Source organism: Micromonospora sp. CPM1, assembly GCF_023896895.1.
In the GTDB taxonomy this organism is placed as follows: Bacteria; Actinomycetota; Actinomycetes; order Mycobacteriales; family Micromonosporaceae; genus Micromonospora; species Micromonospora tulbaghiae.
This window is the reverse complement of the sequence record NZ_JAMHIU010000021.1, coordinates 71,601-95,219: the sequence shown is the minus strand read 5'-3', so window position 1 is coordinate 95,219 and position 23,619 is coordinate 71,601. Positions and strand designations below refer to the sequence as shown.

Here is a 23,619-nt window from a genome sequence, read left to right as displayed (position 1 = left end):
CCCTCAGACGAACACGGGCTGGTGGTGGGCGTCGGTGTCGGGCGCGGGCGGCCGGCCGAGCGCCGGGTCGTGCGCCCCGCGGGCGGCGTGCCGGGCCAGCAGCACCCAGTTGGTCACCGCGAGCGCGCCGAGCAGCAGGCTGAACCCGATCAGCGAGGTGAGCATCAGCCCGGGTGAGACCGGCGAGACGGCCTGCGCGGTGGGCAGCAGCCCGTACGCGGCCCAGGGCTGGCGGCCGACCTCGCGGGCGATCCAGCCGAGCAGCATCGCCACGAAGGGCAGCGGCAGGCCGAGCAGGATCAGCCAGAGCGGCACCTTCAGCCGGATGATCCAGTCGCGCCAGAGCAGCGGCAGCAGGAGCCAGAGGGCGCCGAGCGTGAAGCCGATCAGGATCATGAAGCCGAGGCCGACGTTGGAGAGCACCGGTGGTTCCCAGTCGCCGGGGCCGAACCGCGCGGTCCAGTCGGCGACGAGCGCGTCGCGATCGGGGCCGCCGCCGAACTTGGTCGGCTGGAGCTGCGCGACCGGGCCGAACTGGGCGAAGCCGAAGCCCTGGAGCATGCTGACCGAGAGCGCCGCGGTGACCAGGCCGAGCCGCAGCGAGGTGCGGAAGAGCGCGTAGTCGGGGGTGCGCCGGAGCAGGTGCCAGGCGCTCACCGCGGCCATCAGCAGGCCGCCGGTGACCAGGCTCGCCGAGACGACGTGGCCGAACGCCATGCCGAACGTGGGGTTGGTGAGCAGCGCGCCGAAGTCGGTGAGGTGGGCGACGCCGTCGCGGACCTCGTACCCGACCGGGTTCTGGAGCCATGCGTTCGCCACCATGATCCAGAACGCCGAGGCGTACGCGGTGATCGCCACGCCCCAGAGCAGCGCCAGGTGCACGCCGCGCCGCAACCGGTGCCACCCGAAGATCCACATGCCGAGGAACGTGGACTCCAGGAAGAACGCCACGAGCGTCTCGATGGCCAGCGGCGCGCCGAACACATTCCCGACGTAGCGCGACAGCCCGCTCCAGTTCAGCCCGAACTGGAACTCCATCACAATGCCGGTGGCGATGCCGAGCACGTAGTTGATCACGTAGAGCTGGCCCCAGAACCGGGTCAGCCGCTCGTACACCGGCTTGCCGGTCAGGTAGCCGGCCGTCTGCAACCCGACCAGCAGCGTGACCAGGCCGAGTGTGACCGCCACGAACAGGAAGTGGATCGAGGTGGTGGTGGCGAACTGGAGGCGGGCGAGGAGCAGCGGGTCCACTGTCGTCCTCCCATGGGTTGGCTCTCTTGTCGTAGCCAAACTACACGTAGCCTCGCTACCTATAGGGGCGCGCGAACCCGGAGAAGTCCCGTAGGGGGCGAGGTCAGCTCAGGAACAGGGCGAACGGCAGGGAGACGAGCGTGCCGGCGACCGCCAGCGCCATCGCGCCCAGCACCCGCGGCGGACGGTCCGCGACGAGCAGCCGCTGCACGCGTACGTCGAGGCCGCGGTCGCCGAGTCCGAGCGTGCCGGCCGGCTGGACCCGGTGCTCGGCGGCGGCGAACCGGCGCAGCGCACCGGCCAGCGGCGCGTCCGCGTGCAGCTCCCGGGCCTTGTCGTCGGCGCGCATCTCGACCAGCAGCGCCACCCGCGCGTGCGCGTCCCGCACCCACTGGAACCAGGGCAGCGCCCGGCACAGCGCGGTGAACGGCAGCAGCACCAGGTCGTGCCGCTCCTGGGCGTGCGCGCGCTCGTGGGTCAGCACCGCTGCCAGCTCGGCCGGGTCGAGCAGGTCGAGCGTGCCCGCGCTCACCACCACCCGGGGACGCACCCCGGGCAGGCAGTACGCCGCCGCGCTCGGGTGGTCGAGCACCAGCGCGCCGGGCACCGTCGGGTCACGCCGGGCCACCAGGTGCAGCAGCTCCCGGTGCCGGCGCTGGGCTCGGACCGCCCCGTGCAGGCTGCGTACCGTCGTGGTGAGCAGCACCACGCCGATGCCGAGACCGACGCCGACCAGGCTGAGGTGCACCGCGCCCACCCCGGCGGGCAGCGTGCCGTGGGCCAGGTCGTCGGCCAGGGCCAGGAGCGCGTACCCGGTCGCCCGGTCGTACGCGTCGAGCCCCAGTGCCATCGGCAGCCCCATGGCGGACAGGCCGAGTGCCAGCCCGACCGCCTGCCAGCAGAGGATCGCCACCCGGGGCGCCCGCCACGTCCAGCGCGCGGCGGCGAGGACCTGCGCGGTCAGCCAGCAGGCCAGGATGATCGCGGCGAAGTGCAGGGCGTACGCCACGGCAGCCGCCCTACCGGTCCGTCGCCTCGTCGAGCGCCGGCCGAACGGGCCGGGGGTTCTCGACCCGGCCGGCCGGTCCGTCCTCCACCGTCGCCCCGGCCTCGGCGCCGAGCGCGGCGCGGAGCACGTCCGCCTCCGTGCCGGTCACCGAACGGGCGAAGCGCACGAGTGCGGCGTCCCGGCTGCCGCCGAGGTCGAGGGCTTCGAGCATGAGCTGGGCGATGTGCGCCTCGCGGGTGGCGGCCGGGCGGTAACGCCAGGCGCGCCCCTCCCGCTCGCGCTGCACCATGCCCTTGCCGGCGAGCCGGTCGAGCACGGTCATGACCGTGGTGTAGGCGAGTTCGCGGCCGTCCAGGGCGTCGGCGACCTCGCGCACCGTCACGCCACCCGACGAGGCGGGCGCCGCGTCCCACAGCACGTCCATCACCGCACGCTCAAGGTCCCCCAGCCGAGTCACCCGTCAATCCTACCCCCGGTAGTAGACCCCTTCCGCCGCCCCGGTCCCCGTTCCCCCTCCCGAAGATCAACGCCAGCTCGGGGAAGTGGTGCGGTCCGGGGCGGATCGATGCAGCCACCTCGGGGTGCTGGTGCCGATCTTGTCCGTCCCAAGCGTGCGCGCTCTGTGAGATCAACACCGGCTCGGCGAGGTGGTGCCGTCCCGGGCTGGTCGATGCAGCCACCTCGGCGTGCTCGCGTCGATCTTGCGACGGAGAGTCCCGGCTACTTCCCGGGAATCCGGTGTCGACCACGCCGTGGTCGGGTGGGTGCCCATCGGCAAGATCCACGCCAGTTCGGGGAGGTGGTGCTGTCCTGCGTCGCTCGATGCAGTCACTTCCGCGTACTGGTGTTGATCTTGCCCATTCCGTGTGGGCGCACCGGGTGAGATCAACACCGGCTCGGGGAGGTGGTGCTGTCCTGGGCTGGTCGATGTGGCCACTTCGCGGAGCTGGTGTTGATCTCGGTGGTCGAGGGTGGACGGTGGGGACGAGGCCGGAGCGGACTGCGTCGGTCAGACGCCCTTCGGGTGCCAGACCGTCTTGGTCTCCAGCAGCGTGGTCATCCGGGTGATGCCGGGGTCGGCGTACCAGTCGTGGTCGGCCGGGGCCGGCCGCAGCACCCGCTTGAGGTTCTCCGCGGCCTTGATCTCCAGGTCGGCGGCCAGCTCGGCGTCGGCGACGCCGGTCAGGTCGATCGCGTTGACGTCCATGTGCGCGGCGAGCGTCGGCACGGTCTCGGTCAGCCGGCCGGTGAGGATGTTGACCACCCCGCCGGGCAGGTCGGAGGTCGCGAGCACCTCGGCCAGTGTCACCGCCGCCAGCGGCGCCGCCGGGGAGGCGGCCACCACCACCGTGTTGCCGGTGACGATCGCCGGGGCGATCACGCTCACCAGGCCGAGCAGCGCGGGCTCCTCCGGGGCCACCGCCGCCACCACGCCCGTCGGCTCCGGCGCGGACAGGTTGAAGTACGGGCCGGCCACCGGGTTAGCGCCGCCGTACACCTGGGACAGCTTGTCGGACCAGCCCGCGTACCAGACCCAGCGGTCGATCGCCGCGTCCACCTCGTCGGCCGGGACGCCCAGGGCGACGAACTGCTCGCGCCGGCCCTCCAGCATCTCGGCGACCCGGTAGAGGATCTGACCTCTGTTGTACGCGGTCGCCCCGGCCCAGCCCTTCACCGCGGCGCGGGCGGCCACGACCGCGTCCCGCGCGTCCTTCCGGGAGGCAAGAGACACGTTCGCGGATTGCACGAGATACGACCGTCCCGACTCGCTGCGCGGGAACTTCCCGCCGATGAAGAGCTTGTACGTCTTGCGTACCGCGACCCGCTCAGACATTGAGGTACCCCTCCAGCCCGTGCCGGCCGCCCTCGCGACCGTAGCCCGACTCCTTGTAGCCGCCGAACGGCGAGGTCGGGTCGAACTTGTTGAACGTGTTGGCCCACACCACGCCGGCGCGCAGCCGGTCGGCCAGCCACAGGATCCGGGAGCCCTTGTCGGTCCAGATCCCGGCCGACAGCCCGTACGGCGTGTTGTTGGCCTTCTCGACGGCCTCCGCCGGGGTGCGGAACGTCAGCACGGACAGCACCGGGCCGAAGATCTCCTCGCGGGCGATCCGGTGCGCCTGGGTGACGCCGGTGAAGATGGTCGGCGCGAACCAGAAGCCGCGCTCGGGCAGCTCGCACGGCGGCGACCAGCGCTCGGCGCCCTCGGCGGACCCGGCGTCGGACAGCTCCCGGATCCGGGCGAGCTGCTCGGCCGAGTTGATCGCGCCGATGTCGGTGTTCTTGTCCAGCGGGTCACCGACCCGGAGCTGGGCCATCCGGCGCTTCAGCGACTCCAGCACCCGGTCGGCCACCGACTCCTGGACCAGCAGCCGGGAACCGGCGCAGCAGACGTGCCCCTGGTTGAAGAAGATGCCGTTGACGATGCCCTCGACGGCTTGGTCGATCGGGGCGTCGTCGAAGACGATGTTCGCGGCCTTGCCGCCCAGCTCCAGCGTGAGCTTCTTGCGGGTGCCGGCGACCGAGCGGGCGATGGCGCGGCCGACCTCGGTGGAGCCGGTGAACGCGACCTTGTCCACGCCCGGGTGCTCGACCAGCGCCCGGCCGGTGTCGCCGGCGCCGGTGACGATGTTCACCACGCCGGCCGGCAGGTCGGCCTGCTGGCAGATCTCGGCGAACAGCAGCGCGGTGAGCGGGGTGGTCTCGGCGGGCTTGAGCACCACCGTGTTGCCGGCGGCGAGCGCCGGGGCGATCTTCCACGCCAGCATGAGCAGCGGGAAGTTCCACGGGATTACCTGCGCGGCCACGCCCAGCGGCTTCGGGTCGGGGCCGAAACCCGCGTGCGGAAGCTTGTCCGCCCAGCCGGCGTAGTAGAAGAAGTGCGCGGCGACCAGCGGCAGGTCGACGTCGCGGGACTCCTTGATCGGCTTGCCGTTGTCCAGCGACTCCAGCACCGCCAGCTCGCGCGAGCGCTCCTGGATGATCCGGGCGATCCGGAACAGGTACTTGGCCCGGTCCCGGCCCGGCATCGGACCCCAGACCTTCTCGTACGCGGTCCGGGCGGCGCGGACCGCGCGGTCCACGTCCTCCTCGCCGGCCTCGGCGACCTCGGCCAGCACCTCCTCGGAGGCCGGGTTCACCGACTTGAAGCTGCCGCCGGAGGCCGGGTCGACGAACGCGCCGTCGACGAAGAGCCCGTACGAGGGCTTGATGTCCACCACCGAGCGGGACTCGGGGGCGGGAGCGTATTCGAACATCGCGTTCAGTCCAGGGTGAAGTAGTCGGGGCCGGCGTAGACGCCGGTCGTCAGCTTGGTGCGCTGCATGAGCAGGTCGTTGAGCAGGCTCGACGCGCCGAACCGGAACCAGTCCGGGCTCAGCCAGTCGGCGCCGACCGTCTCGTTGACCATGACCAGGTACTTGATCGCGTCCTTGGTGGTCTTGATGCCACCGGCCGGCTTCACGCCGACCTGACGCCCGGTGGCGGCGCGGAAGTCGCGCACCGCCTCCAGCATGACCAGCGTCACCGGCAGGGTCGCCGCGACCGGGACCTTGCCGGTGGAGGTCTTGATGAAGTCGCCGCCGGCCAGCATGGCGAGCCAGGACGCGCGCCGCACGTTGTCGTACGTGGCCAGCTCGCCGGTCTCCAGGATCACCTTGAGGTGTGCGTCCCCGCACGCCTCCTTGGTGGCGACGATCTCGTCGTAGACCTCGGAGTAGCGCCCGGCCAGGAACGCGCCCCGGTTGATCACCATGTCGATCTCGTCCGCGCCCGCCTCGACCGCTGCCCGCACGTCGGCGAGCTTGATCTCCAGCGGCGCCTGGCCGGACGGGAACGCGGTCGCCACGCTCGCCAGGTGCACGCCGCTGCCGCGCAGCACCTCGGCCACGTACGGAACCATCGACGGGTAGACGCAGACGGCGCCGACGTGCGGGCAGCTCGGGTCGGCCGGGTCGGGGCGCAGCGCCTTGGCGGCCAGCGCCCGCACCTTGCCCGGGGTGTCCGCCCCTTCCAGGGTGGTCAGGTCGACCATCCGGATCGCCAGGTCGATCGCCTCGGCCTTGGCCGTGGTCTTGATGGAGCGGGTGCCGAGTTGCGCCGCCCGCTGCTCCGCGCCGACCTGGTCCACGCCGGGCAGGCCGTGCAGGAAGGTCCGCAGAGTGGTCTCGGATCGTCCCAGCTCGGTGAGGTCCGACCGGGCCGACGTCGTTGTCGCCGTCATGCCCCGAATAGTACGCACCCGCGAGTCGAGTGATCTTGCTCACGGTCGACCGGTCGTGAGCGTCATACGTGAGCGGTGTCGCTGGTCGTACCGCACCCGCCCTGCGCCCGGCCGGCGAACGGTAGGTTGAGCGATCGTGGACGTAACCGTCATTGACCATCCGCTCGCCCAGACGCGGCTGACCGCCATGCGGGACGCCCGGACCGACTCGTCGTCGTTCCGGGCCGCGCTGCGCGAACTCACCACCATGCTGGTGTACGAGGCCGCGCGCTCCTTCCCGGTCGAGAAGTACTCGATCCAGACCCCGGTCACCGCCACCGAGGGCAGCCGGCTGGCGAACCCGCCGCTGCTGGTGCCGGTGCTGCGGGCCGGTCTCGGCATGGCCGACGCCGCGCTCGGCCTGCTGCCCGAGTCGTCGATGGGCTTCGTCGGCCTGGCCCGCGACGAGGAGACGTACGAGCCTCGCGCGTACATGGAGTCGCTGCCGCGTGACCTCGCCGGCCTGCCGGTGCTGGTGCTCGACCCGATGCTCGCCACCGGCGGCTCGCTGGAGCACTGCTGCCGGCTGCTCGCCGACCGCGGCTGCACCGACATCACGGTGCTGTGCGTGCTGGCCGCGCCGGTCGGCATCGAGCGGCTGGAGCGCTCCGGCCTGCCGCTGCGCCTGGTCACCGCCTCGATCGACGAGGGCCTGAACGACTCGAAGTTCATCGTCCCCGGCCTGGGCGACGCCGGCGACCGCCAGTTCGGCGGCATGCCCCGCTTCTGATCCGGCCGTCCGGGGAGCAGGTTCGACCCGTTGACCCCGGGATCCGGCGATTCGGTGGAGAGGGCCCCTTCCCGCGTGGAAGGGGCCCTCTCGGCGTGAATCGGGCGGCCCCGGCGAGTCGATGCGCGGGGGTGCGGGGAGGCGCTAGCGTTCCGGGCCATGACTGGTGTTGCGCTCGCCGAGGAGCTGCTGCTCCTCGCGTATGACGACGAAACCGGCAAGGCCACCATGCCGCGGATCAGCCTTGACCTGGGCATGGCCGCCGCCGTGCTGGTCGAGCTGGCCCTGGCCGGACGGGTCGCGTACGCGGACGGGAACCTGGCGGTGGTCGACCCGGCCCCGACCGGCGAGCCGATCGCGGACGCCGTCCTCGCCAAGATCGCCGCGGACACCCCGCACACGCCGTCGTCGTGGGTGCAGCGGCTGCGGCACGGGCTGCGCGACCGGATCCTCTCCGACCTCTGCGGCCGGGGCGTGGTGCGCGACGTGGACGAGACCGAGCTGGGCTTCATCCACGTGCACCGCTACCCGGTGGCCGACGCCTCGGTCGAGGCGGACATCCGGCAGCGGCTGGCCGAAGCGCTGACCAGCGGGCAGCTCCCGGACGAGCGGACCGCCGCGCTGGCCACGCTCGTCGCGGTGCTGCGGATGGAACCCGCGCTGGGGCTGACCGGCCCGGCCGCCGAGGACGCCGGCCGGCGCCTGGAGGAGATCGCCGCCGGCGCCGGGTTCTCCGGCACCGTCAGCCTGGACGACAGCGTGGTTCGCCCGTCGATCAGCCTGGTCATCGCCGCGCTGGGCCAGGCCGTGGACGCCGCCCTCGGCAAGCGGCCCGCCGCGAGCTGAGGCCGTTGACCGGTGCGTCCGTCGCCGCCGCAGCGACGGCGGACGCACCGGGCCGTCAGAGCCCCAGGGCGGCGGCGATCTCGTTGCGCAGCTCGGCCACGGCGGCCCGCGCGCGCTGCCGGGCCGCCGGCACGTCGCCGCCGCCCACCGGCTCCACCACCTCCAGGTACGCCTTGAGCTTCGGCTCGGTGCCGGACGGCCGGATCACCACCCGGGCCGCGCCGGTGCGCAGGATCACCACGTCCGCGTCGGGCAGCAGGTCGGACGCCTCGGTCACCGGCTGCCCGAGCAACGCGGTCGGGGTGGCCGCCCGGATCCGGGCCATCGAGTCCGCGATCACCCGCAGGTCCTCCACCCGGACCGAGAGCTGCTCGGTGTGGTGCACGCCGAACTCGGCGGCGAGCTCGTCCAGCCGGTCGAGGAGCGTACGGCCCTCGGCCTTGAGACCGGCGGCCAGCTCGGCGACCGTCAGCGCCGCGGTGATGCCGTCCTTGTCGCGGACGTGACCCGGCGCGACGCAGTAGCCCAGCGCCTCCTCGTAGCCGTACACCAGCGGCTCCCGGCCCCCGCCGGCCCGGACGATCCACTTGAACCCGGTGAGCGTCTCGTCGTAGGGCAGGCCCCGGGCCGCCGCCATGGCCCGCAGCAGCGCCGAGGACACGATCGTGGTGGCGTACAGGCCGGTCACCCCGCGCCGCATCAGGTGGTCGGCCAGCAGCGCGCCCACCTCGTCGCCGCGCAGCATCCGCCAGGATCCGGCGTCGCGTACGGCCACCGCGCAGCGGTCCGCGTCCGGGTCGTTGGCGATGGCGAGGTCCGCGCCGGTGCGGTCGGCGAGCGCGACCAGCAGGTCCACCGCGCCCGGCTCCTCCGGGTTGGGGAAGCTGACGGTCGGGAACGCCGGATCCGGCTCGGCCTGCTCGGGCACCACGCCGGGAACGCCGAAACCGGCGCGCGCGAACGCGGCGGTCAGCACCGCGGCGCCCACCCCGTGCAGCGGCGTGTACGCCACCTTCAGGTCCCGTGGTCCGGCCGGGTCCACCACGGCGGCGGCCTGCTCGACGTACGCGGTCACCAGGTCGTCGCCGAGCACCTGACCGGCCGGGCCGAGCGGTACCGCCGCGAGCGGGCCGACCGCCCGGATGGCCGCCTCGATGCCGGCGTCGGCGGGCGGCACGATCTGCGCGCCCGCGCCCAGCTCCCCGCCGAGCTGCGCGCCCAGGTAGACCTTGTAGCCGTTGTCCTGCGGCGGGTTGTGGCTGGCGGTGACCATCACCCCGGCGACCGCGCCGAGCTGCCGGACCGCGAACGCCAGCACCGGCGTGGGCAGCGGCCGGGGCAGCAGCAGAGCCGGGCGACCAGCGCCGGTGGCCACCTGGGCGGTGCGCTCGGCGAACGCACGGGAGCCGCGCCGGGCGTCGTACCCGATCACCAGCGGGCCCTCGCCGTCCTGGGCGGCGAGCCACCCGACCAGCCCGGCGGCGGCCTGGGTGACCACGGCGAGGTTCATGCCGTTCGGCCCGGCCCGCAGCGGACCGCGTAGCCCGGCGGTGCCGAAGGTCAGCGGACCGGCGAACCGGTCGGCCAGGTCGGCCGCCGTGCCGGGCAGCCCGTCGAGGACCGCGCGCAGCTCGACGCGGTCGTCCGGGTCCGGGTCGTCGGCGAGCCAGCGCTCGGCGCGTACGCGAAGGTCGTCAAGGTCAGTGGTTTCCGCCGCCATTGCCTCATGAAAGCACGGCGGCGGATCACCACTGGCCGTCGGCCTCGACTCAGTTGGCCGCCGTGAGCTGGAACGAGTCGACCATCGCGTCGAAGATCGGCTTGCTCTCGGCGAATCGTGCGTCGGTCGTGGAGAGGTAGAACGAGTAGACCTTGCCGTCCTTGACCAGGCCCCGCCAGATGCCGTGCCGCATGGCCTCGCCCTCGCCGCAGGTGTATTCGAGCTGGCCCGCGGTCTGGCCGGCGAGTGGCTGCTCGGAGACTGACAACTCGGTGTAGGGGGCCGGGCAGGTCTTGCTGTTCGCGGTCTTGCTCTTCAGGTTCCGCGAGGCGAACTCGGCCCAGCTGATCGAGGTGCCGCCCCACTTCTCGGCGATGACCCGCACCTTGCGGCCCTCGTCCTCCGGGTCGACGTAGTCGACGTAGAGGCCGCCGGTCTGCTGCTGCCAGCCCTTCGGGACCTGGATGGTGACGCCCTTGACGGTCCGCTCCTGCATCTCCGGCGCGGCCGCCGCCGAGGTGGTGGGCAGCGTGCCCACGATCGGCGGGGGAGCGTCGTCGCCGCCGCTGGTCAGCGCGATCACGCTCACCAGCAGCACCACGGCGAGGCCACCGGCGGCGGCGAGCTGGACCTTGCGCGGCCACGCCTTCACCCGGCCGAGCAGGCCCTTGGCGCTGCCGAGCGCCCCGCCACCACCGGCGGCGGCCGGCGCGGTGGCCGGGGTGGTCCACGCCTGGCCGGTGCCGGGCACCGACCACTGGTTGCCGCCGCCGTAGACCGGCTGGGTGGCGTCGACGGTACGGCCGTAAGCGGTGGGCACCGCCTGGGTCGCGTCCGCTCCGGCGCCCTGGCCGAGCCGGACCGTGGCGTCCGGCGAGATGCGCTGGGTGGCCTCCGGCGTGCCCGGCCCGGACATCGCGCCGGTGGGGGTGTGCAGCGGGCCGGCCAGCGCGTCGGCGCTGGTCTCGTCGAGCGCGGCGGCTCCCGCCGGGGCCTTGTCGGCCTGGGGCCGCTCGCCGCGGCGCAGCGCGGCGAGCCGGTCGGTGAGCGACTCGTCGGGGCCGATCATCGCCCGGCCGCCGATCTGCCCGCTCGGCTTCGGCTCCGCCGCGATCGCCGGCGGCGTGGTCGGTCGCGGCACCGGCACCACCGCGTACGGGTCGGTGACCGAGTTGACGGCGGTGGCGGTGCTGGTCAGCGGACCGGCGAGCAGCTCGCGCAGGTTGGCCCGGGCCCGGTGCACGTCCATCCGGCGGGCCGGGTCCTTCTCCAGCAGCCCCATCAGCACGCCGGTCAGCGGGCCGCTGCGCTGCGGCGTGGCGGGCGGGTCCTCGACCACGGCGTGCATGGTCTCGATCGGGTCGCCCTTGTCGAACGGGGGCCGGCCCTCGACCGCCGTGTAGAGCGTCACGCCGAGCGAGAACAGGTCGCTCGGCGGCCCGAACTCCTGGCCCATGGCCCGCTCGGGCGAGATGAAGTGCGGCGAGCCGAGCACCATGCCGGGCGTGGTGAGCTGCACGTCGGTGGGCATCCGGGCGACGCCGAAGTCGGTCAGCACGCAGCGGCCGTCGGTGCAGATCAGCACGTTCGCCGGCTTGACGTCGCGGTGCAGCACGCCGATCGCGTGCGCCACCTCCAGCGCGCCGAGCAGCGCGATCCCGATCTTGGCGACGGCGCGCGGCGCGACCGGCCCGTCCTCGATCACCATGTCGGCCAGGCTGCGGGCGTCCAGCAGCTCCATCACGATCCACGGGCGGCCACCCTCGGTGACCACGTCGTAGACCTGCACCACTGCCGGGTGCTGGATCGCGGCGGCGGCACGGGCCTCCCGCAGCGTCCGTTCGTAGAGCGCGTCCCGGTCGCTCGGGGCGAGCCCCGGCGGGAGGACGACCTCCTTGACCGCCACATCGCGGCGCAGCAACGTGTCTGTGGCCCGCCAGACCGTGCCCATGCCTCCGTTGCCCACGGGGGAGCGCAGCGAGTAGCGACCACCGATGGTGGTGCCGGGTGCCGCGCGTCCAGTGGGGGGACTGGCCGGTCCGCCGCTCCACGTCGGAATCTGAGTCACAGAAAAGCCACCGGGGGATATCGAGGGGGCTGGGACACAACCCCTCTATCTTGCTGGTTCCGACGCCCGATGCGAAACCCGACGCGGCGGGCGTTTACCTACTCGACGGTATGTGGTCGGCCGCTCACCTCCGGTGGGTCGCCGCCGGGAGGTGTGCGGTATCCCTCACCCACCTGGCGGTCTGCGCGTCCTACCATCCGGTAATGAGCGATGCGCGGTCAAGCGAGTCGGGTTTCCCGATCCAGGGCGTCTACACGGCGGCAGACCTTCCGGCGGACCTGGACGCCCGGCTGGGCGAGCCGGGCGAGTTCCCGTACACCCGCGGGGTCTACCCGACGATGTACACGTCCCGGCCCTGGACCATGCGACAGTACGCCGGGTTCGGCACGGCGACCGAGAGCAACGCGCGCTACCACCAGCTGCTGCGCGCCGGCACCATGGGCCTGTCGGTCGCGTTCGACCTGCCCACCCAGATGGGGTACGACTCGGACGACCCGATCGCGCACGGCGAGGTGGGCAAGGTCGGCGTCGCCATCGACTCCATCGAGGACATGCGCACGCTGTTCGGCGGCATCCCGCTGGACAAGGTCTCCACCTCGATGACCATCAACGCGCCCGGCTCGGTGCTGCTGCTGCTCTACCAGCTCGTGGCCGAGGAGAACGGCGTGCCCGGGGCGGCGCTCAACGGCACGATCCAGAACGACATCCTCAAGGAGTACATCGCCCGGGGGACGTACATCTACCCGCCGAAGCCCTCGCTGCGGCTGGTCGCGGACACCTTCGCCTACTGCCGGGCCGAGGTGCCGAAGTGGAACACCATCTCCATCTCCGGCTACCACATGGCCGAGGCCGGCGCCTCGCCCGCGCAGGAGGTCGCGTTCACGCTCGCCAACGGCGTGGAGTACGTCCGCGCGGCGCTCGCCGCCGGGCTGGCCGTGGACGACTTCGCGCCCCGCCTGTCGTTCTTCTTCGTGGCCCGCACCACGCTGCTGGAGGAGGTCGCGAAGTTCCGCGCGGCCCGGCGGATCTGGGCCCGGCTGATGCGCGACGAGTTCGGCGCGAAGAACCCGAAGTCGATGATGCTGCGGTTCCACACCCAGACCGCGGGCGTGCAGCTCACCGCCCAGCAGCCGGAGGTGAACCTGGTCCGGGTGGCGGTGCAGGGCCTCGGCGCGGTGCTCGGCGGCACCCAGTCGCTGCACACCAACAGCTTCGACGAGGCCATCGCGCTGCCCACCGAGAAGGCGGCCCGGCTGGCGCTGCGGACCCAGCAGGTGCTGGCGTACGAGACGGACCTGACCGCCACCGTCGACCCGTTCGCCGGGTCGTACGTGGTGGAGGCGATGACCGCCGAGGTGGAGGCGGCCGCCACCGAGCTGATGGACCGGGTCTTCGACCACGGTTCGGCGGTGGACGCGATCGAGGCCGGGTTCCAGAAGCGGGAGATCGAGCAGTCCGCGTACCGGATCGCCCAGGAGATCGACTCGGGCGAGCGGGTGGTGGTCGGACTCAACCGGTTCCAGATCGACGAGGAGGAGCCGTACGAGCCGCTGCGGGTCGACCCGTCGATCGAGGCGGCGCAGGGCGAGCGGCTGGCCCGGCTGCGTGCCGAGCGGGACTCGGGCGCGGTCGAGCGGGCTCTGGCCGAGCTGCGTGCCGCCGCCGAGGGGGACACCAACGTGCTCTACCCGATGAAGGAGGCGCTGCGCGCCCGCGCCACGGTCGGCGAGGTCTGCGGAACGCTGCGCGAGGTGTGGGGGATCTACCGGCCCAGCGACCGGTTCTGATTCGTCCGGCGGCGGCCCCGCCGCGCACCCTGAGTGCGCGGCGCGGGCCGCCTTCGCGTGTGCGATTCGGCGATTCGGGTAACCGGAACGGGTGAACGGGACGGACAGCGTGTGCGGTCGGCGGTCGGGCGCTCGTGTCACCGTCGGGAGTCTTCCGGCAGCCGACAGTTGTCGTGCAATTGTCGGAGCGGCAGTTAATTGCCGCGACTAATGCGACAATTCGGAACGACGGGTCGGTATTTGTGGCCGTTGAAACGGTTACGCGTTGTAGGAGGTGGGAGGCGGATGACGGCGTTCGACCGCGATCTACCTGCTGTCCCGCAGATATTCGAGCCCTCTCACCAGGGCATTCGTGACGCTGCGCGGTCCGACCGCTACGCGAAAGATGTTGCGCAGCGTCACCGTCGGAGGTCTAGGCTGTCTGCTGTCCGACCCGAAGATCCATCCACTTCTAGTGATCGAGAATTCGACGTGACGAGTGCGTTGACGCTGCCTTCCGGCGGCCTGCTGTCGTCGTCCCGGCCCGAGGCGCCGACCGGTTACCAGCCCCTGCCCTTCGAGCTCGACCATCTGCTCGCGCTGCGCGTACCCGGCCTCATCGCCACCCGCCGTCACATCCACTCCCACCCGGAGCTGTCCGGCGAGGAGTTCGAGACGGCCGCCCTGGTACACCGCGAACTGTCCCTCGCCGGGCTGAAGCCGCGCCTGCTGCCCAAGGGCAACGGCGTCATCTGCGACATCGACGGACGCCCGGACGGCCCGGTGATCGCGCTCCGCGCTGACATCGACGCGCTGCCGCTGAGCGACCCGAAGGACGTGCCGTACCGCTCGACGGTGGAGGGCGTCTGCCACGCCTGCGGCCACGACGTGCACACGTCGGTGATGCTCGGCGTGGGCATGCTGCTCGCCCAGCTCGCGGACACGGGCCGGCTCGACGGCCGGGTCCGGCTGATCTTCCAGCCCGCCGAGGAGATCCTGCCCTGCGGCTCGCTGGAGGTCATCGAGGCCGGCGGCCTGGACGACGTGGTGCAGATCTTCGCGTTGCACTGCGACCCGAACCTGCCGGTGGGCAAGGTCGGCCTGCGGGTCGGCCCGATCACCGCCGCCGCCGACAACGTCACCGTCCGGCTCACCGGGCCGGGCGGGCACACCGCCCGCCCGCACCTGACCGTCGACCTGGTGGACGCGCTCGGCCGCCTGGTCACCGAGGTGCCGACGCTGATCAGCCGCCGGGTGCCGGCCAACAGCGGACTGCTGCTGGTGTTCGGCCACGCGTCGGCCGGCACCCGTTACAACGTCATCCCGTCCGAGGCGTGCGCGGCCGGCACCCTGCGGGTGATGGACCGCGACACCTGGGACCAGGCGCCCAAGATCGTGGCTCAGGTGGTGCGGGACGTGCTCGCCCCCACCGGCGCCACGGTCGACCTGGAATACCTGCGTGGCCGGCCCCCGGTGACCAACGACGCCGGTGCCATCGGTGTGCTCACCGCGGCCACCGCCGCGGCGCTCGGCCCCGACGGCATCGCCGAGACGCCGCAGAGCATGGGCGGCGAGGACTTCTCCTGGTACCTGGAGCACGTGCCGGGCGCGCTCGCCCGCCTCGGCGTCGGCCGCAGCGGGCCCAACGTGGACCTGCACCGGGCCTCGTTCGACGTGGACGAGCGCGCCATCGAGGCGGGCGTACGCCTCATGGTCCAGACCGCGCTGCGGGCACTGGCGGCGGCGCGCTGACCGGACCGCCGGCCAGCCCCGCCGGCATCGGCACCAGTTCGGGGCCCGGCGGCGTCCGCCGGGCCCGCACCCGGCGCCGCCACAGGAGCAGCAACCACAGCGGTACGCCGATCACGACCGCGAAGGGCAGCACCGCGCCGAGCACTGTGAGCAGGACCCGGGCCGAGGCCAGGAACGCCGTCCAGCCGCCGCCCAGCCCGGCCAGGAAGCCCAGGTCGGACTCCTCCTCGGCGGTGCTGGCGTCCTGACCGAGGAACGTCACGGTGATGGTGGAGAGCGAGGTCAGGTCCGCCAGCCGGCGCTTGCGGGCCTCCAGCGAGGCCAGATCCGCCTGCCGGGTGCCCACCTCGTTCTCCAGCCGCACCAACTCGTCCACCGAGGTGGCCCGGGCGAGCAGCTTCCGGGCGCTCTCCACCCGCGCCCGCTGGGTGGCGATCCGGGCGTCCAGGTCCACCACCTGCTCGGTGACGTCCTCGGTGCGGATCTCCCGGCGCTCCTGCCGGCCGAGGCCGGCGAGCCGGTCGATCACCGCGCTGAACCGGTCCGCCGGCACGCGCAGTGTCAGCGCGGCCCGCGCCTCGGCGGCCCGGCTCGACCGCCGGTCCGCGCCGACGAACCCGCCGGCCGCTGTCACAGCCGTGGTCGCCTCCCGCGCGGCGGCCTCCACATCGTCCACCCGGACCTGCATGGTCCCGGTGTAGATGATGGACCGCTGGTCGACCCGCAGGTCCGCGCCGCCGGTGCCGCCGGGGGCGGCCTGGTCGCGGTCCGCGCCACCGCCGTCCGCGCCGCCCTCGGCGGCCTGCTCGCGTCCCGCGCCCGAGTCCGCGGCCGAGTCGCTGCCACCGTCACCGCCCGCGCCGCAGGCGCCCACACCCAGCGCCGCTATCAGACCCACAGCCACCAGGGCCACGCCCCGGAGTCGTCGTCCACCCATACCCCGTACTCCGATCGTCGACGGCCCCGCCCACCGGGACCGATACCTCGGACGTGACGCGTGGTCGCGCCGGTTCCGGCAGACTGCGCTGAGGACATCACGATTCGATAATCGAGGAGTCACGATGCAGGTCACCAAGTACGCCCACTCCTGTCTCCGGCTGGAGCACGACGGTGCGGTGCTCGTCGTCGACCCGGGTGTCTTCAGCGATCCGGCCGCGCTGGACGGGGCGGACGCGGTGCTGGTCACCCACGAACACCCGGACCATGTGGACGTCGGCGCGCTGACCCGGGCGCTGGAGCGGCGGCCGGTGCCGGTGCACGGCCCCGCCTCGCTGGCCGGGGTGCTCGGCGACGCCGCCGAGGCGCTGGTGACGGTCGAGCCCGGACAGTCGTTCACAGTCGCCGGGGTGCCGGTGCGGTCGTACGGCGGGCAGCACGCGGTCATCCACCCGGACATCCCGGTGATCCAGAACATCGGCTACCTCTTCGCCGACGTGGTGTACCACCCGGGTGACGCGTTGTTCGTGCCCGACGACGTGCAGGTGGACACGCTGTTCGCCCCGATCCACGCGCCCTGGTCGAAGTTCTCCGAGGTGGTCGACTTCATCCGCGCGGTCGCGCCGCGCCGGGCGTACGCGCTGCACGACGGGCTGCTCAACGACAACGGCTTCGGCGTGCTGGACCGGCAGTACACGGCGATGTCCAACACCGACTACCGCCGTCTGGAGCCGGGCACCCGGATCGACGCCTGAACATGGCCGAGGTGCCCGCGGAGGTGATCCGGCAGCTCTACGCCACGCCGCCGGACCGGTTCGTCGCGGCCCGGGACGCCGCCGTCGCGCAGGCGCGGCAGTCCGGCGATCCGCGTACCGCCCGGGAGATCGGCAAGCTGCGCCGCCCCACAGTGGCGGCCTGGCTGGTCAACCTGCTGGCGATCCGCCGGCCCGAGCTGGTCGCCGACCTGAGCCAGCTCGCCGAGTCGCTGCGCGCCGCACAGCGCGACCTGCGCGGCGGCAAGCTCCGGGAACTGTCCGCGCAGCGGCGCGCCGTCGTGGGCGCGCTGGTGGCGGAGGTACGCCGGCTCGCCGCCGCCGAACCCGCCGCGCCCCCGGCCGGGAAGCTGCCGCTGGGCGAGGTGGAGGCGACACTCAACGCCGCGCTGTCCGACACCGAGGTGGCCGGACAGGTGCGCGCCGGACGCCTGCTGCGGGCCAGCCACTACGCCGGGTTCGGCGAGGTGCCCCGCCCTCAACTGCGGCTCGTGACAGGGGGCGAGGAGACGCCGGTCGTACCGGATCGGGCGGCCGAGCGGGCCGACGCGCGCCGGGCCCGCGACGAGCGCGCGGCGCGGGCCGAACGGGCCGGGCGGCGGCGGACCGCGACCCGGGAACTGACCCGGGCCCGCGCGGACCTCGACCGGGCCGAGAAGGAGCTGGCCACGGCCGACGCGGCCGAGCGGGACGGCGCCGCGACGCTGGACCGGATCGAGACCGAACTGGCCGAGTTGGAACGTCGCCGGGCCGTGGCCGAGCAGGATCTGAGCCGGGCCCGGCTGGCCCGCCGGGGCGCGGAACGGGCGGTCACCGCGGCCCGGCGCCGGGCCGGTGAGGTGGAGGCCGTGTTGGAGGCGCTGGACGCCGAAGAGGGGGATGCCGACACCGGTGACCACGCGGCAGACTGAGCGTGATGAATGGCAACGGTGGAGTGACGGCGACGGGCGGCCGATGACCCCGGAACAACTCGCCGCCGCCTGCAAACCGCTCGTGCTCGAACTCGGGGAGGCGTTCGCCCGCTGCCCGTCGACGCTGCGCCGGGCGCGGCTGCTCGGCATCTCCGGGTGGGCCTTCTACATCACCGGGCGGGCCGGGGCGCTCGGTGACGTCCGCGCCGAGACGGTCGCTGCGGCGCTCGGCTTCATCGCGCCGGACGCGGTCACCGACGGCTGGGACGCCGCCGCGCGGACCGTCCCGCCGCTGGAGGTGGCCGCCGCCAACCTGGCCGAGTGCTGCCGGTGGGGCACCGCCCGGCTGGGCGACGGCGCCGAGTCGTCCCGGCTCGCCGCGCTGATGGGCCGGGCGGTCGACGCGGCGGACGGCAGCGGCATGCCGCTGTTCGCCGCCTGGCGGGCCATGCCGGTGCCCGATCCGTCGCCCGGTGCGCGGGCGGCTGTGGGCATGCTGCTGCTGCGTGAGCACTTCGCCGGGGCGTACCTGCTGGCGGTGCGCGCGGCCGGGCTGACGCCGCTGGAGGCGGTGCTGGCCGGGCCGGAGGGCGAGACGGGCGCGGCCGCGTGCGGCTGGGTGCCCCCGTACCCGCCGGTCGGGCCACTGGTGCGGCGCCGGCTGTGGGCCGAGGCGGTGACCGACCGGCTGGCGTCGGCGGCGTTCCGTGCGTTGAACACCGCCGAGGGCGCTGAGCTGCTGAGTCTGCTCGGCGCCGCGCGGCAGCGCGCCCGCGGCGGATAAATGGGAGGCGACGCGGCCGGTCCGGCTGCCAGGATCTGGCCCGTGACGCTCCCCGCCGGCTGGTCGGCCCGCCGCCCGACCCTCGACGACGTGCCCGCGATCCTGGCGGTGGTGCACGCCGCCGACACGTTCGCCGTGGGCTATCCCGACTTCGACGACGAGGACGTGCGGTCCGCGCTGACCGCGCCCCACGTCGACCCGGCCCGGGACTCCTGGCTGGTCACCGACCCGGACGGTACGGCGGTCGCCTGGTCGATCCTGGCCAACCCGAGCGGGGTGGGCCGGGAGTGGGTGGACGTCCTCGTCGACCCCGACCGCGGCGCCGACCTGCGCGCGCCGCTGCTGGCGCGGCTGCTGGAGCGGGTCGCCGAACGGGCCGCCGAGCGCGGCCTGCCCGCGCTGACCGCGCGCACCGGCGTGTACGCGCCGGAGACCCGCTGGGCCGGTGAGCTGACCGAGGCCGGGTTCACCCGGATCAAGCGCTACATCCGGATGAGCCGCTCGCTCGCCGACCTGCCCGCCGAGCCGGCGCCCCCGCCCGGGGTGACGGTGCGGCCGCTGCGCGCCGACGACGAGAGCGACCTGCGGCTGTTCCACCGGATCTACGACACCGCGTTCCGGGACACCCCCGACCACGACCCGCTCGACTTCGCGCAGTGGCGGGACCTGCTGCCGTCGTACGGCAAGGTCTGGGACGAGTGGTTCCTGGCCGAGGTCGACGGCGAGCCGGCCGGCGCGCTCCAGTCCTCCGACCAGGCGCTCGACCAGGACCGGGGGTGGGTGCGGACGCTGTCGGTGCTGCCCGCGTACCGGCGTCGCGGGGTGGGCGCGGCGCTGCTGCGCCGGGCCTTCGCGGTCTACGCGGCGAAGGGCCGCACCGGGGCCGGACTCGGCGTCGACCTGGCCAACCCGACCGCGCCGGTCACGCTCTACCGCTCCGTCGGGCTGGTGGAGGAGCGCTGGACCGACATGTACGAGCGGAGTGTGCCCGCCGCGCGGGTGTGACCCGGCACCCCCGTAGCGGGGTCGACGAGCGACCGGCAGGCCGCGCGGCGCACACTGTGGGTGTGGGAGACGCGCTACGCGGACGCGGTGCCGGTGGGGCGGGACCGCAGCTCGGTGACGTAGTCGTCCGGCGCGCCCGCCTTCTCCGCGGCGTTGGCGATCTCCGAGAGGTACCAGGCTGTGGGCAGCCCGCCCTCGTACCCGTCGAACACGTAGACCCACGCGGTCACGTCGCCGTCGAGCGTCGAGACGCGGACGGTCAGCCTGCGGTACGTCTCGGCGGTCACGCCCTCGATCTCGTCGAGCTGCGCGGCGTCGTACGGGTGGATGTCGTAGAGCGCCACGAACACCCGGTCACCGGGGGACTCGACAACGGTGCTGACCGAGCCCTCCCACCCGATGACGTCCTCGCCGGCGAAGGTGAGCCGCCACCCCTCAAGCCAGCCGGTGCCCACCATCGGCGAATGCGGGCAGTAGGCGCGCATGCGGGCGGGGTCCAGGTTCGAGCCGTAAGCAGCGTAGAGACGCACGGCGACGACGATAGCCCGGCTGGCGGGTGGGGGAGAATACGACAGTGCGTGTCGAACCCGACGGGGAGAAGAAAGTCACTGTGAGCACAGACGAGGGGCGACTGCTGTGAGCGCGAGGAGTGCAGCGGAGCGGAGCCCCGCAGTCGCGAACGAAGGGATGGCTCTGTGAGCCAGATCGTGATCATCGGCGGCGGGCCGGCCGGGTACGAGGCGGCTCTGGTCGCCGCGCAGTTGGACGCCGATGTCACAGTGGTCGAGGCGGAGGGTGCCGGCGGCGCCTGCGTGCTCTCCGACTGCGTGCCCTCCAAGACGTTCATCGCCAGCTCCGAGGTGGTCACCGGCTACCGGGACACCGAGGAGTTCGGGGTGCACTCCGACGGCCTGGAGGCGGTCACCGTCGACGCCCGGGCGGTGCACGAGCGGGTCAAGCGGCTCGCGCTGGCCCAGTCCGCCGACATCCACACCAAGCTGGTCAAGGCCGGGGTCGAGTTCGTCGCCGGCACGGCCCGGCTCGGCGAGGACACGCTCGGCCACACCCACCGCGTGATCGTCACCCCGGCCGACGGCGGCGCGGAATACTCGATCGCCGCGTCGACGGTGCTCGTCGCGACCGGCGCGACCCCCCGCCAGTTGCCCACCGCCGTACCGGACGGTGAGCGCATCCTGACCTGGCGTCAGGTGTACGACCTGCCCGACCTGCCCGAGCACCTGATCGTGGTCGGCTCCGGCGTCACCGGCGCCGAGTTCGCCAGCGCGTACCTGGCCATGGGCGTCAAGGTCACGCTCGTGTCCAGCCGCGACCGGGTCATGCCGCACGAGGACGCCGACGCCGCGATGGCGATCGAGCGGGTGTTCCGCAACCGGGGCATGAGCATCCTGAACAACTCCCGCGCCGAGGCGGTCCGCCGCGTCGGTGACGGCGTCGAGGTGGTGCTCTCCGACGGCCGGCAGGTCACCGGATCACACGCGCTGATCGCGGTCGGCTCGATCCCGAACACCGGCGACCTGGGCCTGGCCGAGTACGGCGTGGAGCTGGCCCGGGGCGGTTACGTGACGGTGGACCGGGTCTCCCGTACCAACGTGCCAGGCATCTACGCGGCCGGTGACTGCACCGGCGTGCTGCCGCTCGCGAGCGTCGCGGCCATGCAGGGCCGGATCGCCATGTGGCACGCGCTGGGTGAGGCGGTGCGGCCGCTGCGGCTGCGTACCGTCGCGGCGAACGTCTTCACCGACCCGGAGCTGGCCACCGTCGGCGTCTCCCAGGACGAGGTGGACGCCGGCAAGACCCCGGCCCGCCAGGTGATGCTGCCGCTGTCCGGCAACGCCCGGGCGAAGATGGACGACCTGGCCGACGGCTTCGTCAAGCTGTTCTGCCGGCCGGCGAGCGGCCAGGTGATCGGCGGGGTGGTGGTGGCGCCGAAGGCGAGCGAGCTGATCCTGCCGATCACGATGGCGGTGGAGAACAACCTCACCGTCAACGAGCTGGCCCACACCATCACCATCTACCCGAGCCTGTCCGGCTCCATCACCGAGGCCGCCCGCCAGCTCATGCTCCACGAGCTGGAGTAGTCGGGTCCCGCGCCTTCTTTCGTCGATCATGGAGTTGCGGCCCCCGATCCGACCGGAATGCCCGGTCTGTGCGGGGCCACAACTGCATGATCGACGACCCTGGTCAGGGTGAGGTGCAGGGCCAGGGTGGCCAGCAGGGCCGTCTCGGTCAGGATGAGCAGGCGCTCGATCAGGCCCAGCAGGGCCCGGTCGCCGGGGTAGGCGGACCAGATCATCGCGGCCGCCAGCACCAGGCTGGCCAGGGTCAGCCCGCGCAGCCAGGCGGCGGCTCCGGCGACCGGGTGCCGGGCGAGCAGCCAGCCGGCCACCGGCAGGGCCAGGAACGACAGCACCGAGGCGTACCGGTGCACGTACGCGGCCATGTCCATGGGCGTACCCGGCTCGTTCGTGGGCACCACGGCGGCGGCCAGCAACCCGGCCGACCAGGCGGTCAGCAGCGCGAGCGGCACCCGGCCCGCACCGGCCCGGCGCAGCGCCGGCAGCAGCACGACACTGGCCGCCGCGAGCACCGCCATCGCGGTGTCGATGACGCCGCCCCGATCGGAGACGGCGAAGTCGCTGACGGTCAGCGACCAGGGATCCAGGTCGTCGCTCACCTCTAGATGACCGACCATCGCGAGCACCGCCGCCAGGACGATCCCGCCGAGGGCCAACAGGCCGCTGCTCCGCGTTCCAGGCATACGGTCAGCCTGTCGCCGCAACCGCCCCAGACGGATCCGGGACCACCACCCACTTCGGTCCCCGGGTCGTCCCCTAGCCGACCCCGGAGAACCGGGTCAGGTGCCGGTGGAGTCGGCGGTGGCCTTGGGGCGGGTCTGCCGGGTGCTGCTGATCCAGGTCATCGCCCACCCGGCCAGCGCGAACCCGGCCGCGGCCACGCCGCCGATCAACAGCAGCCGCCACGCCGAGTGGGTCAGCGCCGTACCACCCAGGTGGCCGACGAGCGTGCCGTAACTGGACCAGGCGAGCGCCGCCGCCGCCTCGTAGGGCAGGAACAGGCGGTACGGGTAGCGGCTGCGTCCGGCCGAGAAGCACGCCGCCATCCGGCCACCGGGCACGAATCGGCAGAGCAGGATCACCAGCGGCCCCGGTTCGCGCAGCCCACGGGTGACCCGGGTGACCGCCCGGCGTGCCCGTCCGGGTGGCGTGGCGCGTGCCGCGCGGCGGGTCGGCGTGCTGCGGCCGATCAGGTAGCAGGCCAGGTCACCGATGAACACACCGGCCGCGCCGACCGCGATGGTCAGCGGCAGGCTGAGCCCGCCGTACACGGTCAGCGCCCCGCTGGTGATCATCACGAGCTGGGTCGGCACCACCGGGACGAAGGCGTCGGCGATCAGCAGGATCAGCAGCAGCGCGTACGCCCACATGGGCGACGCGACGTCAGAGATGAGTTCGGCCACGACCGCCACCTCGCCGGGGTTCTCCGTTCGACCGGATCGAGCCTGACGCCGTGTCCGGCGTCACCACCACCGGCCCCACCGCACGGTGACAGCCGACACCGGCAGGCCGTAGATGGGAAACGAGGCGACCTGCCCGCGAGTGACGGGTCACCCGGGCATACGCGCCGGGGCGGGGCGGCGCATCGTCGATTCCCGGCGTACCGTTGGTCGGACGCGGCACCGGAGTCGTCGGGTCCCCCGTTCCTGACGACCGGGCCGCCGCGGGTCGCCGGCAGGTCCCGTGCCGGCGACCCGCACCCACTCTCCGA

21 protein-coding genes are annotated in these 23,619 nt (G+C 73.2%); 9 read left to right on the top strand and 12 right to left on the bottom strand.

The features are described from left to right. Positions 1-3: 3 nt before the first annotated feature. The 6 genes from M8C11_RS23690 to deoC form a co-directional block, all read right to left on the bottom strand. On the bottom strand, positions 4-1,251 hold the full coding sequence (locus tag M8C11_RS23690) for a cytochrome ubiquinol oxidase subunit I (RefSeq protein WP_252453209.1): 1,248 nt from the start codon (positions 1,249-1,251) through the stop codon (positions 4-6). 103 nt (positions 1,252-1,354) lie between these two features. Then, positions 1,355-2,260 carry a M56 family metallopeptidase gene (locus M8C11_RS23685; RefSeq protein WP_252453207.1) on the bottom strand — a complete coding sequence of 302 codons (906 nt, stop codon included), beginning with the start codon at positions 2,258-2,260 and terminating at the stop codon, positions 1,355-1,357. Positions 2,261-2,270: 10 nt separating this feature from the next. Then, positions 2,271-2,717 carry a BlaI/MecI/CopY family transcriptional regulator gene (locus M8C11_RS23680; protein WP_120571673.1) on the bottom strand — a complete coding sequence of 149 codons (447 nt, stop codon included), beginning with the start codon at positions 2,715-2,717 and terminating at the stop codon, positions 2,271-2,273. 552 nt (positions 2,718-3,269) lie between these two features. Continuing rightward, positions 3,270-4,094 carry an aldehyde dehydrogenase family protein gene (locus M8C11_RS23675; RefSeq protein ID WP_252453206.1) on the bottom strand — a complete coding sequence of 275 codons (825 nt, stop codon included), beginning with the start codon at positions 4,092-4,094 and terminating at the stop codon, positions 3,270-3,272. Continuing rightward, the gene (locus M8C11_RS23670; protein ID WP_252453205.1) at positions 4,087-5,517 is read right to left on the bottom strand and encodes an aldehyde dehydrogenase family protein; all 1,431 of its coding nucleotides are present in this window, start codon (positions 5,515-5,517) and stop codon (positions 4,087-4,089) included. The genes M8C11_RS23675 and M8C11_RS23670 overlap by 8 nt, the downstream gene beginning before the upstream one ends. Before the next feature lie 5 nt (positions 5,518-5,522). Continuing rightward, positions 5,523-6,482, bottom strand: coding sequence for a deoxyribose-phosphate aldolase (gene deoC, locus M8C11_RS23665; RefSeq protein ID WP_252453204.1), 960 nt, complete (start codon positions 6,480-6,482; stop codon positions 5,523-5,525). 136 nt (positions 6,483-6,618) lie between these two features. Here deoC and upp point away from each other — a divergent pair, with 136 nt between their 5' ends. Both upp and M8C11_RS23655 read left to right on the top strand, forming a co-directional pair. Then, on the top strand, positions 6,619-7,251 hold the full coding sequence (upp, locus tag M8C11_RS23660; protein ID WP_120571672.1) for a uracil phosphoribosyltransferase: 633 nt from the start codon (positions 6,619-6,621) through the stop codon (positions 7,249-7,251). A gap of 159 nt (positions 7,252-7,410) precedes the next feature. Further along, positions 7,411-8,097 carry a GPP34 family phosphoprotein gene (locus tag M8C11_RS23655; protein ID WP_252453202.1) on the top strand — a complete coding sequence of 229 codons (687 nt, stop codon included), beginning with the start codon at positions 7,411-7,413 and terminating at the stop codon, positions 8,095-8,097. Between the two features lie 55 nt (positions 8,098-8,152). Here M8C11_RS23655 and M8C11_RS23650 read toward each other — a convergent pair whose 3' ends face one another. Then, positions 8,153-9,817, bottom strand: coding sequence for a phospho-sugar mutase (locus M8C11_RS23650; protein WP_252453200.1), 1,665 nt, complete (start codon positions 9,815-9,817; stop codon positions 8,153-8,155). A 49-nt stretch (positions 9,818-9,866) separates the two neighbouring features. Then, positions 9,867-11,885, bottom strand: coding sequence for a serine/threonine-protein kinase (locus M8C11_RS23645; RefSeq protein ID WP_252453198.1), 2,019 nt, complete (start codon positions 11,883-11,885; stop codon positions 9,867-9,869). Between the two features lie 203 nt (positions 11,886-12,088). On the opposite strand from M8C11_RS23645, the gene M8C11_RS23640 reads away from it, so the two are divergent. Together M8C11_RS23640 and M8C11_RS23635 are read left to right on the top strand one after the other, a co-directional pair. Beyond that, positions 12,089-13,672, top strand: coding sequence for a methylmalonyl-CoA mutase (locus M8C11_RS23640; protein ID WP_252453196.1), 1,584 nt, complete (start codon positions 12,089-12,091; stop codon positions 13,670-13,672). A 471-nt stretch (positions 13,673-14,143) separates the two neighbouring features. Then, entirely contained in the window at positions 14,144-15,403 is a 1,260-nt protein-coding gene (locus tag M8C11_RS23635; RefSeq protein WP_120571667.1) for an amidohydrolase, read from the top strand. Here the strand turns inward: M8C11_RS23635 and M8C11_RS23630 are convergent. Continuing rightward, positions 15,360-16,340, bottom strand: a complete 981-nt coding sequence (locus M8C11_RS23630; RefSeq protein ID WP_252453194.1) for a DUF4349 domain-containing protein — start codon at positions 16,338-16,340, stop codon at positions 15,360-15,362. The two genes, M8C11_RS23635 and M8C11_RS23630, sit on opposite strands and share 44 nt — an antisense overlap. A gap of 124 nt (positions 16,341-16,464) precedes the next feature. On the opposite strand from M8C11_RS23630, the gene M8C11_RS23625 reads away from it, so the two are divergent. The 4 genes from M8C11_RS23625 to M8C11_RS23610 are packed head-to-tail and all read left to right on the top strand — an operon-like array spanning position 16,465 to position 19,812. Further along, positions 16,465-17,094, top strand: coding sequence for an MBL fold metallo-hydrolase (locus M8C11_RS23625; RefSeq protein ID WP_252453192.1), 630 nt, complete (start codon positions 16,465-16,467; stop codon positions 17,092-17,094). A 2-nt stretch (positions 17,095-17,096) separates the two neighbouring features. Next, entirely contained in the window at positions 17,097-18,023 is a 927-nt protein-coding gene (locus M8C11_RS23620) for a hypothetical protein (RefSeq protein ID WP_120571664.1), read from the top strand. 43 nt (positions 18,024-18,066) lie between these two features. After that, a complete protein-coding gene (locus M8C11_RS23615; RefSeq protein ID WP_252453190.1) occupies positions 18,067-18,807 on the top strand; it encodes a hypothetical protein in 741 nt (246 codons plus the stop codon). A gap of 42 nt (positions 18,808-18,849) precedes the next feature. Then, complete coding sequence (locus M8C11_RS23610) at positions 18,850-19,812, top strand: GNAT family N-acetyltransferase (RefSeq protein ID WP_252453188.1); 963 nt, start codon at positions 18,850-18,852, stop codon at positions 19,810-19,812. A gap of 74 nt (positions 19,813-19,886) precedes the next feature. Here M8C11_RS23610 and M8C11_RS23605 read toward each other — a convergent pair whose 3' ends face one another. Next, positions 19,887-20,342: a gamma-glutamylcyclotransferase gene (locus M8C11_RS23605; RefSeq protein WP_013284020.1), complete on the bottom strand. Its 456-nt coding sequence runs from the start codon at positions 20,340-20,342 to the stop codon at positions 19,887-19,889. A 165-nt stretch (positions 20,343-20,507) separates the two neighbouring features. Between M8C11_RS23605 and M8C11_RS23600 the strand changes: the two genes are divergently transcribed. Next, the gene (locus tag M8C11_RS23600; protein ID WP_252453185.1) at positions 20,508-21,911 is read left to right on the top strand and encodes an NAD(P)H-quinone dehydrogenase; all 1,404 of its coding nucleotides are present in this window, start codon (positions 20,508-20,510) and stop codon (positions 21,909-21,911) included. Between the two features lie 26 nt (positions 21,912-21,937). On the opposite strand, the gene M8C11_RS23595 is transcribed toward M8C11_RS23600, so the two are convergent. Next, complete coding sequence (locus tag M8C11_RS23595) at positions 21,938-22,591, bottom strand: DUF998 domain-containing protein (RefSeq protein WP_252453182.1); 654 nt, start codon at positions 22,589-22,591, stop codon at positions 21,938-21,940. A 96-nt stretch (positions 22,592-22,687) separates the two neighbouring features. Next, positions 22,688-23,311 carry a DedA family protein gene (locus M8C11_RS23590; RefSeq protein WP_252453179.1) on the bottom strand — a complete coding sequence of 208 codons (624 nt, stop codon included), beginning with the start codon at positions 23,309-23,311 and terminating at the stop codon, positions 22,688-22,690. Positions 23,312-23,619 lie beyond the last annotated feature (308 nt).

Excerpts from the sequence above, each read along its gene's own strand:
- M8C11_RS23675 (WP_252453206.1), bottom strand. The coding sequence starts at position 4,094 with ATGTCTGAGCGGGTCGCGGTACGCAAGACGTACAAGCTCTTCATCGGC.
- M8C11_RS23670 (WP_252453205.1), bottom strand. The coding sequence starts at position 5,517 with ATGTTCGAATACGCTCCCGCCCCCGAGTCCCGCTCGGTGGTGGACATC.
- deoC (WP_252453204.1), bottom strand. The coding sequence starts at position 6,482 with ATGACGGCGACAACGACGTCGGCCCGGTCGGACCTCACCGAGCTGGGA.
- M8C11_RS23655 (WP_252453202.1), top strand. The coding sequence starts at position 7,411 with ATGACTGGTGTTGCGCTCGCCGAGGAGCTGCTGCTCCTCGCGTATGAC.
- M8C11_RS23650 (WP_252453200.1), bottom strand. The coding sequence starts at position 9,817 with ATGGCGGCGGAAACCACTGACCTTGACGACCTTCGCGTACGCGCCGAG.
- M8C11_RS23640 (WP_252453196.1), top strand. The coding sequence starts at position 12,089 with ATGAGCGATGCGCGGTCAAGCGAGTCGGGTTTCCCGATCCAGGGCGTC.
- M8C11_RS23630 (WP_252453194.1), bottom strand. The coding sequence starts at position 16,340 with ATGGGTGGACGACGACTCCGGGGCGTGGCCCTGGTGGCTGTGGGTCTG.
- M8C11_RS23625 (WP_252453192.1), top strand. The coding sequence starts at position 16,465 with ATGCAGGTCACCAAGTACGCCCACTCCTGTCTCCGGCTGGAGCACGAC.
- M8C11_RS23620 (WP_120571664.1), top strand. The coding sequence starts at position 17,097 with ATGGCCGAGGTGCCCGCGGAGGTGATCCGGCAGCTCTACGCCACGCCG.
- M8C11_RS23615 (WP_252453190.1), top strand. The coding sequence starts at position 18,067 with ATGACCCCGGAACAACTCGCCGCCGCCTGCAAACCGCTCGTGCTCGAA.
- M8C11_RS23595 (WP_252453182.1), bottom strand. The coding sequence starts at position 22,591 with ATGCCTGGAACGCGGAGCAGCGGCCTGTTGGCCCTCGGCGGGATCGTC.